13 protein-coding genes are annotated in these 13860 nt (G+C 67.5%); 12 read left to right on the top strand and 1 reads right to left on the bottom strand.

Annotated elements, in window-relative coordinates; all coding sequences use genetic code 11:
- Positions 1-11 precede the first annotated feature (11 nt).
- Positions 12-1145 (top strand): cysteine desulfurase family protein, encoded by a 1134-nt coding sequence (locus AC3WT6_RS11045; RefSeq protein WP_492653625.1) that lies wholly within the window; start codon positions 12-14, stop codon positions 1143-1145.
- Here AC3WT6_RS11045 and AC3WT6_RS11040 read toward each other — a convergent pair.
- Positions 1142-1795 carry a hypothetical protein gene (locus AC3WT6_RS11040; RefSeq protein ID WP_492653624.1) on the bottom strand — a complete coding sequence of 218 codons (654 nt, stop codon included), beginning with the start codon at positions 1793-1795 and terminating at the stop codon, positions 1142-1144. The two genes, AC3WT6_RS11045 and AC3WT6_RS11040, sit on opposite strands and share 4 nt — an antisense overlap.
- A gap of 277 nt (positions 1796-2072) precedes the next feature.
- On the opposite strand from AC3WT6_RS11040, the gene AC3WT6_RS11035 reads away from it, so the two are divergent.
- The 11 genes from AC3WT6_RS11035 (at position 2073) to der (ending at position 13671) form a co-directional block, all read left to right on the top strand.
- Entirely contained in the window at positions 2073-3629 is a 1557-nt protein-coding gene (locus tag AC3WT6_RS11035; RefSeq protein WP_492653623.1) for an aminotransferase class V-fold PLP-dependent enzyme, read from the top strand.
- A complete protein-coding gene (locus AC3WT6_RS11030; protein WP_492653622.1) occupies positions 3626-3946 on the top strand; it encodes a HesB/IscA family protein in 321 nt (106 codons plus the stop codon). The genes AC3WT6_RS11035 and AC3WT6_RS11030 overlap by 4 nt, the downstream gene beginning before the upstream one ends.
- A 143-nt stretch (positions 3947-4089) precedes the next feature.
- Complete coding sequence (ndk, locus tag AC3WT6_RS11025; protein WP_492653621.1) at positions 4090-4521, top strand: nucleoside-diphosphate kinase; 432 nt, start codon at positions 4090-4092, stop codon at positions 4519-4521.
- Positions 4522-4629: 108 nt separating this feature from the next.
- The gene (gene rlmN / locus AC3WT6_RS11020) at positions 4630-5715 is read left to right on the top strand and encodes a dual-specificity RNA methyltransferase RlmN (RefSeq protein ID WP_492653836.1); all 1086 of its coding nucleotides are present in this window, start codon (positions 4630-4632) and stop codon (positions 5713-5715) included.
- The gene (gene pilW / locus AC3WT6_RS11015; protein WP_492653620.1) at positions 5712-6443 is read left to right on the top strand and encodes a type IV pilus biogenesis/stability protein PilW; all 732 of its coding nucleotides are present in this window, start codon (positions 5712-5714) and stop codon (positions 6441-6443) included. The genes rlmN and pilW overlap by 4 nt, the downstream gene beginning before the upstream one ends.
- A gap of 102 nt (positions 6444-6545) precedes the next feature.
- On the top strand, positions 6546-7469 hold the full coding sequence (locus AC3WT6_RS11010; protein WP_492653619.1) for a RodZ domain-containing protein: 924 nt from the start codon (positions 6546-6548) through the stop codon (positions 7467-7469).
- A gap of 24 nt (positions 7470-7493) precedes the next feature.
- On the top strand, positions 7494-8588 hold the full coding sequence (gene ispG / locus AC3WT6_RS11005) for a flavodoxin-dependent (E)-4-hydroxy-3-methylbut-2-enyl-diphosphate synthase (protein WP_492653618.1): 1095 nt from the start codon (positions 7494-7496) through the stop codon (positions 8586-8588).
- A 37-nt stretch (positions 8589-8625) separates the two neighbouring features.
- Positions 8626-9903, top strand: a complete 1278-nt coding sequence (hisS, locus tag AC3WT6_RS11000) for a histidine--tRNA ligase (RefSeq protein ID WP_492653617.1) — start codon at positions 8626-8628, stop codon at positions 9901-9903.
- 105 nt (positions 9904-10008) lie between these two features.
- On the top strand, positions 10009-10638 hold the full coding sequence (locus tag AC3WT6_RS10995) for a YfgM family protein (RefSeq protein WP_492653616.1): 630 nt from the start codon (positions 10009-10011) through the stop codon (positions 10636-10638).
- Positions 10639-10666: 28 nt separating this feature from the next.
- A complete protein-coding gene (gene bamB, locus AC3WT6_RS10990) occupies positions 10667-11830 on the top strand; it encodes an outer membrane protein assembly factor BamB (protein ID WP_492653615.1) in 1164 nt (387 codons plus the stop codon).
- On the top strand, positions 11827-13671 hold the full coding sequence (gene der, locus AC3WT6_RS10985) for a ribosome biogenesis GTPase Der (protein WP_492653614.1): 1845 nt from the start codon (positions 11827-11829) through the stop codon (positions 13669-13671). Before bamB ends, der begins: the two co-directional genes overlap by 4 nt.
- The last annotated feature ends 189 nt before the right edge of the window (positions 13672-13860 follow it).

Genomic DNA, 13860 nt, shown 5'->3' with positions numbered 1-13860 from the left:
GAGGCCCTCAAATGCCCGCCTATCTGGATCACAACGCCAGTACTCCGGTCGATCCGCGGGTGCTGGAAGCGATGCTGCCCTATCTGTCGGGGCCGTACGGCAATCCCTCCAGCCTGCATCGCTATGGCCGCCTGGCTCGCGATGCGGTGGAGCGCGCCCGTGGACAGGTGGCGGCCTTGGTCGGCGCGCAGCCCGGCGAACTGATCTGGACCAGCGGTGGCACCGAGGCCAACAACCTGGCCTTGAAAGGCGTTTGCCAGGGAGGGCAGGCTGGCCGGCTCCTGTACGGCGCCAGCGAGCATCCGGCAGTGATGGAGGCGGCCGAGAGTCTGCGCGCGGCCGGCTGGCCGGTTGAGGTGATCGCCGTCGATGCTCAGGGTCGGATCGCGGAGTCGGCGTTCCGGCAACAGCTGCGGGCAGGCCCGGTGCGCTTGGTCAGCCTGATGCGGGCCAACAACGAAACCGGGGTGATACACGAGCTTGCCCCCTGGGCCTCCGCGATCCACGCCGCCGGCGGCTGGTTGCATGTGGACGCCACCCAGGCGGCCGGCAAGCTGCCCCTGGACGTCGCGACCCTGGGCGCCGATCTGCTGACCCTGTCCAGCCACAAGCTCTACGGCCCCAAGGGTGTGGGCGCCCTGGTGGTGCGTGCCGAGGTCGAACTGCATCCGCTGCTGCACGGCGGCGCGCAGGAGAAGGGCCTGCGCGGTGGCACCGAGAATCTGCCTGCCATCGTCGGCTTCGGCGCCGCCGCGGAGTTGGCGCAGCAGGAGTTGGAAACGCGGATGGCGCACCAGTTGGCTCTGCGCGAGCGCCTGGATGCCGGCCTGCGGGCGCTGCCGGGGGTGCGCCTGTTCGGTGATGGTGCGCCGCGCTTGGCCAACACCACGCAGTTCGGGCTGGCCGGCTGGGATGGCGAAGCCCTGTTGATGCATCTGGACCGTCGTGGCTACGCGGTCAGCAGTGGTTCCGCCTGCGCCAGTGGCAGCGGCGAGCCCAGCCATGTCCTGCTGGCGATGGGCGTGGAGCCGATGGCCGCCAAGGGCGCGGTGCGTGTCAGCCTGGGCAAGGATAGTCAGCAGTCCGAGGTGGACGGCCTGCTGCGGGTGCTCAACGAACTGCGCGTCAGCGGTAGCGCTTCCTAGCTACGCTGGCCAGGCGGCTGGCGGCCATCCTCTAGCCCCACGAACTTGCCCTGCGTCGGCCCTAGCGGCTTGTCGCCGTCGCGGGCGGATTCCTGGCGGCGACGACCGTAATCCAGCAGCAGCACCTTGCGCCGCAGGCCCAGCGCGCGGGTGATCGCGTCGCTGAGCAGATCGCCGTTATTGTTCAGGGTTTCCCCCTGTTCGATGCGCTCGATCAGGCGCTCGATCAGCAGGCAGGGGATGACATCGCCGCGTAGTCGGCCGTCAGCCTCGCGGCTATAGCGCACCAGGGCGCGCAGAGCCCGCAAAAAGACCTTGAGTTCGGCGAACGATTCAGTCGCCCAGACCGCCCGCGCCAGGGCTTCCGGATCGTGGCGCAGCTGGGCGGCGATGTAGTCGCCCAGCCGCAGGGGCTCGCCATCCGCTTCCAGGCCGCTGCTGAAGCTCAGGCCGGTCTGCAGGCCGCCCTCGCTGTCGATCAGCCGGTACTGCGCCTCATGCGGCTTGATGCTCCTGGGGTCCAGGCCGGAATGGCGGCAGGCATCCAGTACAAAAGCCTCGGAGTTGGCGCTACGCGGCGCGGCGGCGCCGGCCGCGACAAGTTCATCCAGCTGCTGTCCGACTCCAATCCGTCCTTGGCTACTCGTCATCGTTCCCTCGAGCCCAGCTATTGTTTTTGATGGGGGCTTAAGGATTTCTTATAGACGATTCGTTTACAGCTGTATGGTTGCTGCTCGGGTATGAGCGCCGACTGAGGTATGGCCAGCCCGCGGTGCGCATAAGGCAGCATATTGATTGCAATGAGAATTTCAGAAAAATGCGAACTAGGTCTCGTATTTCCGCCGAAACTGGAATCGCAGCCGTGCCCGAGCGATTTCTGGCGGAGCCCTTGACGTCTGCGCGCGCTGCCGTTGCACTGCGCGCCCCATGAAAGCCATCTATCTCGACCACGCCGCCACCACGCCTCTGGCCCCCGAGGTCTACGCGGCCATGCGGCCCTGGCTGCAGGAGCACTACGGCAATCCCGCCTCCGACCATGCGTTCGGTCGCCTGGCCAAGCAGGGTGTGGAGCGGGCCAGGGCGCAGTTGGCGGCGCTGCTGGGCGCCACCCCCGAGGAAATCCTGTTCACCTCGGGGGCGACCGAGTCCAACAATCTGGCGATCAAGGGCGCGCTGGAGTTCCGCGGCCTGGAGGGCGCGCATCTGGTGACTGCCCGCACCGAGCACAAATGCGTGCTCGACACCGTGCGCTACCTGGAAAGCCGTGGCCTGCGCGTCACCTGGCTGAAGCCGGACGCCGAGGGCGTGATCCGCGCCGAGACGGTGCTGGCGGCGTTGACGCCGGCCACCGCCATGGTCTCGCTGATGTGGGTGAACAACGAACTGGGCAGCATCAATCCGGTGGAGCAACTGGCACCGCTGCTGCGCGAGCGCGGGGTGCTGTTCCATGTCGATGCCGTGCAGGCGGCCGGCAAGCTGCCGATCAATCTGGCCGAGACGCCCATCGACCTGCTCTCGGTGTCGGCGCACAAGCTCTATGGCCCCAAGGGCGTCGGTGCCCTGTTCGTGCGCAAGCGGCCGCGAGCACGGCTGAGCCCGCAGATGCACGGCGGCGGACACGAGCAGGGCATGCGTTCCGGCACGCTGGCGCCGCACCAGATCGCCGGCATGGGCGAGGCCTTCCGCCTCGCCGCCGAGCGGCAGCTGGCCGACGCGGCCCACTACGCTGCGCTGCGCGACCGACTCTGGACGCGGCTGTCGGCCCTGCCGCGGGTGCTGCGCAACGGCAGTGCTGCGGGCGCGCCGCACATCCTCAATGTCAGCTTCGCCGGCGTCGAAGGCGAAGCCCTGCGGGCCATGCTGCCGGCCCTGATGGTCAGCTCCGGCTCGGCCTGCTCCAGCGCCACCCGCGAGCCCTCCTACGTGCTGCGCGCGCTGGGGCGCGACGACGCACTGGCCAATGCCTCGCTGCGCTTCTCGCTGGGCCGCGCCAACACCGAGGCGGAAATCGACCAGGCCGCTGCCCGGGTGATCGAAGCAGTGCTCTGGCTGCGGGAGATCAACGGCGAGCCGGCGGGGCAGGGCGCTGTGTCCCCGCCCCCGGCTGACAATGTCTACGGCTACCCGCCGGCGGTCTGGCAGCAGTTCTCCAGCGCCGGCGAATACGCCGGCCGTTTCCCTGCCGGGACGCCGGGCCTCGTGAGCCTGCATGCCGAGAACCGCGCCGCCGCTTCCACGCTGGGCCTGCAACTGCGCCTGGGCGACGACGGACGGGTGGCGGAGGCGCGCTTCCAGGCGCTGGGCTGTCCGGTCGGCATTGCCGTCGGCAGCTGGCTGGCGCGCCAGGCGCTGGGCCAGACGCCGGCCGCATTGAGGGCGCTGGATGTCCGGCAATTGAGGGCAGCGCTTGAAATTCCCGAGGACAAGCTCCACTGTGCCCTCATGGGCGAAGACCTGCTTCGCCAGATTCCCGTAGGCCCATGATCCAGCTCACCGACTCCGCCGCCAAGCGCATCACCGCCCAGCTCGCCAAGCGCGGCAAGGGTGTGGGGCTGCGGGTGGGGGTGAAGAAGTCCGGCTGCTCGGGCTGGGCCTACGTGCTCGACTACGCCGATGAAGTCGCCGCCGACGACGAAGTCTACGAAGCCGGTAGCGCCAAGGTGGTGGTCAAGCGCGAGCATCTCGACAAGCTCGATGGGCTGACCCTGGACTTCCAGCGCGAGGGCCTGAACGAGGCTTTCAAGTTCATCAACCCCAACGTGAAGGCCCAGTGCGGCTGCGGGGAAAGCTTCGCGGTCTGAAGTCGGATGTGCGCCAGGATGGTGCGCTGCATCAATATGTAGCGGTCGCGGGTTACAATAGTCAGCTAAGCGATATTTTTGGCCCGAATGGGCCTGTCCGTCTTGGACTCGCGAGTTTCGTAACCTCCCGCAGGACTTCATCCATGGCCATTGAACGCACCCTCTCCATCCTCAAGCCTGACGCCGTCGCCAAGAACAAGATCGGCGCCATCATCGCCCGCATCGAAGACGCCGGCCTGAAGGTCGTCGCCGCCCGCATGATGCATCTGACCCAGGCTGAAGCCGAAGGCTTCTACGCCGTGCACAGCGAGCGTCCGTTCTTCAAGGATCTGGTCAAGTTCATGACCTCCGGCCCGGTGCTGGTGCAGGCCCTGGAAGGCGAGAACGCCGTGCAGGTCTACCGCGACGTGATGGGCGCCACCAACCCCAAGAACGCCGCGCCGGGCACCATCCGCGCCGACTTCGCCGACTCCATCGACGAGAACGCCGCCCACGGTTCCGACAGCCTGGAAAACGCGAAGAACGAGATCGCGTACTTCTTCCGCAGCATCGAGCTGTGCCCGCGCACCCGCTAAGACCGTGAGGAGTTAGGTGTGAGGAGTGAGGCGACAAAACTTGAAGCGGAAAGCGGGGAGGGCTCTGCTCCCTCACGTCTCACGCCTCACGCCTCACATCTCACCAATCTGTTCGGGCTGGATCGGGAGGCACTGCGCGCGTGCTTCGCGGCCATGGGCGAAAAGCCCTTTCGCGCCGATCAGGTGATGCAGTGGATCTACCGCCGGGGTCTCGACGACTTCGACGGCATGACCAACATCGCCAAGGATCTGCGCGAGCGCATGAAGCAGCACTTCGAGATCCGTCACCCCGAACTGGTGACCGAGCAGACCTCGAAGGACGGCACCCGCAAGTGGGTGCTCCGGCTCGACGGCGGCAATGCCGTCGAGACCGTCTACATTCCGGAAACCGACCGCGGCACGCTGTGCATCAGCAGCCAGGTGGGTTGCGCCATGGACTGCTCGTTCTGCTCCACCGGCAAGCAGGGCTTGAACCGCAACATGACCACGGCGGAGATCATCGCCCAGGTCTGGTTCGCAGCCCGAGCGCTGGGAGGTGACTTCCAGAACGAGAGGGTGATTTCCAACATCGTGTTCATGGGCATGGGCGAGCCGCTGGCCAACTACCAGCCGGTGGTGACCGCGATCCGCATCCTGCTCGACGACTTCGGCTTTGGTCTGTCCAAGCGCCGGGTCACGGTCTCGACCTCTGGCCTGGTGCCGTTCATCGAGCGGCTGAAGGAAGACGTCGATGTGGCCCTGGCGGTGTCGCTGCACGCCCCCAACGACGGGCTGCGCAACGAGCTGGTGCCGATCAACCGCAAGTACCCGATCGCCGAACTGATGGAGGTCTGCCGCCGCTACACCGATGGCAAGAACCACAAGGCGCACATCGTCTACGAGTACGTGATGCTGGACGGTGTCAACGACAGTCCGGCGCAGGCCAAGGAGCTGGCCCGCTTGCTGGGCGACATGCCGGCCAAGGTCAATCTCATCCCCTTCAATCCCTTCCCGCAGGCTGGCTACCGGCGCTCCTCTCCCGAGCGCATCGCCGCCTTTGCCGACATCCTGCGCAGCCGGCGCATCGTCTGCACCACCCGCAAGACCCGTGGTGACGACATTGATGCCGCCTGCGGTCAGCTGGTCGGCAAGGTGGCGTCCAAGCAGAAGCAGCGGCTTTCCGACGTGCGGGTGCGGACGGAGCCGGCGGCATGAAGCGCCTCGGTGTCGTCCTGCTGCTTGGCCTGCTGAGCGCCTGCGTCACCGAGTACGGCGCCGGCGAGAAGCCGATCGAGCCCAACTTTCGCGAGGCGGCGCGCACCAACACCCAATTGGGCATCGAGTACGCCCGCAAGGGGCAGTTCGACCTGGCCATGGACAAGCTCAAGCGCGCCCTGGAGCAGGACTCCGGCTATGCGCCCACCCACGGTGCCCTGGCGCTGCTCTACGCCAAGCGCGGTGAAGAGACGCTGGCCGAGCAGCACTACCGGCGTGCCCTGTCGCTGGACCCCAAGGACCCCTTCGCGCGCAACAACTTCGCGGTGTTCCAGTGTGGTCGCGGCAAGGTCCGAGAGGGCGAGCAACTGCTGCTGGAGGCCGCCAACGACCGCAGCTATGGCGCGCCCGAGTCGGCCTGGACCAACGCCGGCGTCTGCGTGCGGCGCAGCGATCCGACCAAGGCCGAGCGCTATTTCCGCGAGGCCCTGAACGCCAATCCAAACTACGCTGACGCCTTGCTGGAGATGGCGGCACTGGCTGCCCAGAACCAGGACTGGCTGCGGGTGCGGGCCTTCGTGCAGCGCCGGGACCGGGTGGCCCCGGCCACGGCGCAGTCCTTGCTTCTGGCACTGCAGGCCGAACGGGCTCTGGGGGATAGGGTCGCGGCCGTGAATATCGAACAGCGCCTGCGCAGCGAATTTTCCGAGGTGGTGATCCCGCGTTGAACGGCCGCCACGGCGGCGGATTCGGGCGCCCGCGCTGACGCCATTACTGACTACAATCGCGAGTTGCCCTCGCCACGCTACAGGCTGACCTCTTCCTTCACCATGACCGATCTCAATTCCGAAGCCGGCAACCAGTCCGGCGTTGCCGGTCCGGGCCGCCTTATCCGCCGCGCCCGCGAACAGGCACGTCTCTCCATCGAAGATCTGGGCGCCCAGATCAAACTGGCGCGCGGCACGCTGGATGCCCTGGAGCGTGACGACTTCGCCACGCTCTCCGAGCCGGTCTATGTGCGTGGTTACTACCGCAAGCTGTCCAAGGTTTTGCCGGTGTCCGAGGCCGAACTTTTGGGTGCTTACGAAAAACTGGTGGCACCGCGCCTGCCGTCGCCGCCTTCGAAGCTGATCCTGGCCGGCGAGCAGGACCTTGGCGGCAGCCGCCCGGTGGGCCTGAAGTTGGCGGTCGGCATTGTGCTGATCGGTGTGGTGCTGGGTCTGCTGGCCTTCTGGGGCAGTCGGCGAGGCAACGAGACCAACGCTGGCAGCGTGGTGACTCCGGCGGAGTCCGCCCCGGAAGTGATCGATCCTCCGGTGGCAGCGCCGCCTCCACCGGCGGCGACCAGCAGTGGTGGCGGCCTCAGTCCGGAGGCGGCGGTCTCTGTGGACCCCAGCCAGCCCCAGCCGCCGGCGGCGACGCTGACCCTGGCGCCTTCACTGGCACAGCCGCCGACGCCCGGCCTGGGTTCCACCGTGCCCAGCCCGACTCCGGCGCCCAAGCCGGCCGCCGGTCGCGCCGAGGTGCAGTTGCAGTTCAATGCTACCTCCTGGACCCGCATCGAGGACGCTACCGGCAAGTCGCTGCTGTCCGGCGTGATCCAGGCTGGTGACCGCCAGACCGTGGCCGGCGAGGCGCCGTTCGCGATCTTTCTGGGCAATGCCCCGGGCGTGAGCATCCAGTTCAACGGTCAGCCGGTGGACATGTCGCAGTACACCAAGGGCAACAACACCGCCCGTTTCACCCTTCCCTGATCACGCTGCCCTGAGGCTGCTGCAATGGCGATGATGGCGAAGCACACGATCAGCCGGCGCAAGTCGCGACAGATTCGTGTCGGCTCGGTGCTGGTGGGCGGGGATGCGCCGGTTACGGTGCAGACCATGACCAACACCAAGACCGAGGACGTCGCGGCAACCGTGGCGCAGATCCTCGCCGCCAAGAAGGCGGGTGCGGATCTGGTGCGTGTGTCGGTGCCGACCATCGCCGCCTGCGAGGCCTTTGGCGAGATTAGAAAGCAGGTCGACCTGCCGCTGATCGCCGACATCCACTTCAACTACAAGTGCGCGCTCAAGGCCGCCGAGATGGGCGCCGACTGCCTGCGCATCAATCCCGGCAACATCGGTAGTGACGCCAAGGTCGCCGAGGTGATCGCCTGCGCGCGCCACCACGGCGTGCCGATCCGCATCGGCGTCAACGCCGGCTCGCTGGAAGCCGAATTGCAAGAGAAGTACGGCGAGCCCAATGCCGATGCCCTGGTTGAATCGGCGCTGCGCCACATCGAGATCCTGAAGAAGCACAACTTCGAGGACTTCAAGGTGTCGCTGAAGGCCAGCGAGGTGTTCATGACCGTGCAGGCCTACCGCAAGCTGGCCACGCTCATCGACCAGCCGCTGCACCTGGGCATCACCGAGGCCGGCAGCCTGCGCAGTGGCGCGGTGAAGTCCTCCATCGGCCTGGGCATGCTGCTCGCCGACGGTATCGGCGACACCATCCGCATCTCGCTCGCCGCCGATCCGGTGGAAGAGGTGAAGGTGGGCTGGGACATTTTGAAGTCCCTGCACCTGCGCCATCGCGGCATCAATCTGGTTGCCTGCCCGAGCTGCTCGCGGCAGATGTTCGACGTGATCAAGACCGTCAACGAGCTGGAGTCGCGGCTGGAAGACGTCTCCGAGCCCATCGACCTCGCGGTCATCGGCTGCGTGGTCAATGGCCCCGGCGAGGCCCGCGAAGCGGCGCTGGGCGTGGCCGGCGGCCGGCCGAATTCGATCTATGTCGACGGCAGCATCCGGCACAAGGCCCACAACGAACAGCTGGTCGACGAGCTGGAAAAGCTGGTGCGCGCCAAGCTCGCGGAGCGCAAGGCCGCAGCCTGAAGCGCCATGGCCGACGCCTCCCTTTAAGAGTTTTCCCATGAGCAAATCCATCCAGGCCATTCGTGGCATGAACGACGTGCTGCCCGCCGATTCGGCGCTGTGGCGGCATGTTTTCGCGACCGCCGCCGAGGTGTTCGGCGCCTATGGCTATGGCGAGATTCGCCTACCCATTGTCGAGCGCACCGAGCTGTTCAAGCGCGCCGTGGGTGAGGTCACCGACGTGGTGGAGAAGGAGATGTACGCCTTCGCCGACCGTGGTGGCGAGGAGATCGCGCTGCGCCCCGAAGGCACCGCCGGCTGCGTGCGCGCCGGCATCGAGCACGGTCTGCTGCACAACCAGCAGCAGCGCTTCTGGTACGCCGGCCCGATGTTCCGCTACGAGCGGCCGCAGGCCGGGCGCTACCGGCAGTTCCACCAGATCGGCGTCGAGGCCTACGGCATGGCCGGGCCGGATGTCGATGTCGAGGTCATCGCCTTGTCGGCGCGCTTGTTCAAGCGCCTGGGCTTTCGTGATCTGACGCTGGAGATCAACTCGCTGGGCGGCAAGGAGGCGAGGGCGGCCTACCGCGCCGCGCTGGTCGCCTTCCTGGAACGCCACGAGGCCAGCCTCGACGAGGACTCCAAGCGCCGCCTGCACAGCAATCCCCTGCGGGTGCTGGACTCCAAGGTGCCGACCACCCAGGCCATCGTCAGCGAGGCACCGAAGCTGCTCGACTACCTGGAGGCCGACTCGCTCAGCCATTTCGAGGGCTTCCAGCAGGGCTTGTCCGATCTCGGCATCGGCTATGTGGTCAACACCCGCCTGGTGCGCGGCCTCGACTACTACACCAAGGGCGTGTTCGAGTGGACTACCCGCCAGCTTGGTGCCCAGGGCACGGTCTGCGCCGGCGGCCGCTACGACGGCCTGGTCGAACAGATGGGTGGCGCGCCGACGCCGGCGGTGGGTTTTGGCGCCGGGGTCGAGCGCCTGATCCTGCTGTTGCAGGCGCAGGCGGCGAACCTGCCTCCCGCCGGCTCCCAGGTGTATTTCTGCACCCTGGGCGAGGCGGCCGAACGCGCTGCCCGCAAGCTTGCAGAGGAACTGCGCGAGCAGCTGCCCGGCCTGCGCCTGGTGCTCAATGCCGGCGGTGGCAAGCTCAAGAGCCAGCTGGGCCGTGCCGACAAGTCCGGCGCCAGCCTGGCCCTGGTGCTGGGCGAGGCGGAACTGGCCCGAGGCGCGGTTCAAGTAAAATCGCTGCGTCAGACCCTGCCGGACCAGGAACTGGCGCTGTCCGAGCTGGTCGCTCGCCTGCCGGGCTTGCTGCCGGCGGCCTGATCGCCAATAGCCTCGCGGCGCCGCTGTTTCCCCGCTGCAAAGGCTCCAGACAACTTTTCCGCATCCGCCCGGTCGGATGCCTTCACTACTAGACGAGAAGCACGCATGTCGCACTACGACGACGAAGCCCAGGCCGAACAAATCAAGAACTGGTGGCGCGAGAACTGGATGCCGCTGGCGGCCGGCCTGGTGCTGGGCCTGGGCGGCATCTTCGGCTGGGAGCAGTGGAAGTCGCATCAAGAGGTGCGTGCCGGCGAAGCCGCGCGGATGTTCGAGGATCTGAAGACCGCTCTTGTGGCCGACAAGGCCGATGAGGCACGCAGCATCGGCGACAAGCTCAAGACCGATTACGCCAATACCCCCTACGCCGCCCAGGCCATGCTGCGTCTGGCCCAGCATGCGGTAGAGCGCGCCCGCTACGATGAGGCGCTGCCGCCGCTGGCCTGGGTCGCCGCCAACGCCGCCGATGAGGAACTGCGGCCGCTGGCCAAGCTGCGCGAGGCAAGGGTGCTGGCGCAGCAGGGCAAGTTCGACGAGGCGCTGAGCCTGCTCGATGGCGTCAGCGAGAGCTACGCCGCCCTGGCCGAGGAACTGCGCGGTGACATCAAGCTGGCGCAGGGCGACCGCAAGGCGGCCCGGGGTGCGTTCGAGAAGGCGTTGGCCGCCAGCGATGCCGCCGCTGCCAATCGTGAAACCCTGCAGCGCAAGATCGACGATCTTGCCGACGCTGCCTGAAGCCTGGCTCCCAAGGAACTCCCTGCACATGAAGTCCCTCCTGTCTTACCGAGCGCTGGCCCTGGGCCTGGTTGTTGCCGCCACCGGCCTGGCCGCCTGCTCCGACAAGGTGAAGCTGCGCGAGCCGGCCAAGCTGCAAGATATCGACAAGCCGCGGCTGAAGATCGAGCACGACTGGTCGCAGGGCATCGGCAAGGGCTCCGAAGGCCGTCCCTCGGGTCTCAGGCCGCTGCTGGAAAGCGACGCGCTTTACGCCGCCGAAATGGGTGGCGATGTCTACGCCCTGGACCCGGTGACCGGCCGCGAACGCTGGCGCTCGCGCACCAAGGCGCGGGTGGTGGCCGGCCCCTCAGTGGTCGGCGATCTGGTGCTGGTCGGCACCCTGGACGCCGAGGTGATCGCGCTCAAGCGCGCCGATGGCAGTCCGGCTTGGCGCGCCCAGGCGTCCAGCGAAGTGCTGGCACCGCCGGCGGGCTCCGGTGACGTGGTGGTGGCGCGTTCCATCGACGGTCGTACTTATGGCTTCTCGGCTGCCGATGGCAAGCGTCTGTGGAGCTTTGATCGCACTGAGCCCAATCTGACCCTGCGCGGCCTGTCGGCCCCGGTGGTGGAAGGCAACCGGGTACTGGTCGGCATGGACAACGGCCGCCTCGCCGCGGTGCGCTTGGACGACGGCCAGACGGTCTGGGAGCAGCCGATCTCCAGCCCGAGCGGGCGCACCGAGCTGGAGCGCCTGACCGACATCGACGCCGCCCTGGTCTCCACCCTGGATGGCGTGCTGGTGGCCAGCTATGGCGGCGATGTCGCCCTGGTCGAGCCAGCCACTGGCGAAAGCCGCTGGCGCCGCATCGTCAAGTCCTATGCCGGCCTCGCGGTCGGCAAGGACAATGTCTATGTCAGCGATGCCGATGGCGTGGTCTGGGCGCTGGATCTCGCCACTGGCGCCGCCGCCTGGAAGAACGAAAGCCTGAAGTACCGCCGCCTGTCGCCGCCGGCGTTCTTCGCCGGCTACGCGGTAGTCGCGGATTTCGAAGGCTATGTGCATTTTCTCGATCCCCGCGATGGCAGCTTGGTGGCGCGCAGCCGCGCCGGCAGCGCCCCCATCCTGGCCGCGCCTGCCGTCAGTGACGAGCGCCTCTATCTGCTGAATGTCGATGGCAAGCTCAGCGCCCTGAAGGTCAAACCCCGTTGAAACTCAGCTCCAGCAAAGGCGGCAAGGGCCGTAGCAAGAAGCCGCGGCCCGGCACCAAGGTCAAGGTCGAGGCGCCGCGCAAGCCGCCGCGCGCCAAGACCGAGGCCGTTGCCGCCCCGGCCGCCAAGTACCAGCCCTGGAAGAAGTCCAAGGCCAAGGTCACGGTGGATGAGCGGCTCGCCAGCGAAACCGGCGCCAAGCCGCGCAAGCCGGTAGCCCCCAAGCCTGCCGCCAAGCCGGCGGTGGCGGTGGAACCGGCGCTAATGGTCCGGCCGCGCGGCTTCGTCGCCCAGGCCTTGCAGGATCTCGACCTGCTGACCGCCGACGAGAAGCTGGAAGACGTCATCGAGGAATACCAGCTCGACGAGTTCGCCGAGGACGAGGAATACGAGGACGAAGAGGCGCTCGCCGAGGGCGAGGACTCGTCCTCGGCGGTGGAAGTGGTCGAAGCGCCGCCGCTGCCGGTGGTGGTCCTGGTCGGCCGCCCCAATGTCGGCAAGTCCACCCTGTTCAATCGCCTGACCCATAGCCGCGACGCCCTGGTCTATGACCTGCCGGGCCTGACCCGCGACCGCCAGTACGGTCAGGGTCGCTTCGAGGGCAAGAGCTACATCGTGGTCGATACCGGCGGCCTGTCGCCGGCCGAGAACGACGCGCTGGCGGTGCTTGCCGAAGAGCAGGCGCAGATCGCCCTGGAAGAAGCCGACCGGGTGTTCTTCCTGGTTGATTTCCAGGCCGGTTGCCTGCCGGACGACGAGGCCATCGCCCGCCGCCTGCGCAAGCTCGGCAAGCCGGTGACGGTGCTGGTCAACAAGGCCGAGGGCCAGCCGCTGCTGCGCACCGCTGCCGAGTTCCACGTGCTGGGCCTGGGCGATCCCCGGCCGGTTTCCGCCGAACACGGCGACGGCATCACCGCCCTGCTGCGCGAGCAGTTGGCGAGCTTCCCGGAAAACCACGAGTCCCATCAGGACGACGGCATCATCCGGGTGGCGGTGGTCGGCCGCCCCAACGCCGGCAAGTCCACCCTGGTCAACCGCCTGCTGGGCGAGGACCGGGTGCTCACCGCCGACGTCGCCGGCACCACCCGCGACGCCATCCGGGTGCGCTTCGAGCGCGACGGCCATCGCTACGAGCTGATCGACACCGCCGGCATCCGGCGCCGCTCGCGCGTCAGCGAGGTGGTGGAGAAATTCAGCATCGTCAAGGCCTTGCAGGCCATCGAGGACGCCCATGTGGTGATCCTGGTGACCGATGCTCACGACGAGATATCGACCCAGGACGCCAAGCTCATGGGCCTGGTCGCCCAGCGTGGCCGCGCCCTGGTGCTGGCGATCAACAAGTGGGACCACCTGACCGACGACAAGCGCGCCTGGATCAAGAGCGAGATCGACTTCCGCCTGCCGTTCCTAGACTTCGTGCCGCCGCATTTCATCTCCGCCCTGCACGGCTCCGGCCTGCGCGAGCTGATGGAGGACGTGGTCGCCGCCTACGAGTCCACCACCATGGACATCCCGACGCCGGAGCTGACCCGGGCGCTGGAGAGGGCGGTCGACCGCCACAGTCCGCCGGCGGTGCTGGGGCGGCGCATCAAGCTGCGCTATGCCCACCAGACCGGGACCAACCCGATCCGCATCCTGGTGCACGGCAACCAGACCGAGAAGCTGCCGCTGTCCTACCACCGCTTCCTGATCAACGAGTTCAGGGAGGCGTTTCAGCTGAAGGGCGTGCCGATCCTGCTGGAGTTCAAGACCGGCGAGAACCCGTTCAAGGGCAAGCGCAACGTGCTGACCAACCGCCAGCTCAAGAAGCGCCGCCGTACCCTGGACCGGTTCAGCAGCTAAAGGCCGCCGGCAGCGGGTGGCGAGGCAGCGCGCTGCGCCAGCCGCTTCCTCCGTTGGCTGCCGAAGGGCGCTCAAGCTTCTTCGAGTCGCCTCCTGGCCGACTGGGGGGGGCGCCCAGAAGCCCGGAACCCCCGCCTCGTGCTAGCATTCCGTCCCTTGCAAGTCGGGACCAGCGGCGCGTCCATAAGC

It is taken from the genome of Stagnimonas sp. FW305-C-60, from assembly GCF_058782965.1.
Note: the sequence above shows the minus strand (reverse complement) of the source record. Positions and strands in the feature narration are given on the sequence as shown.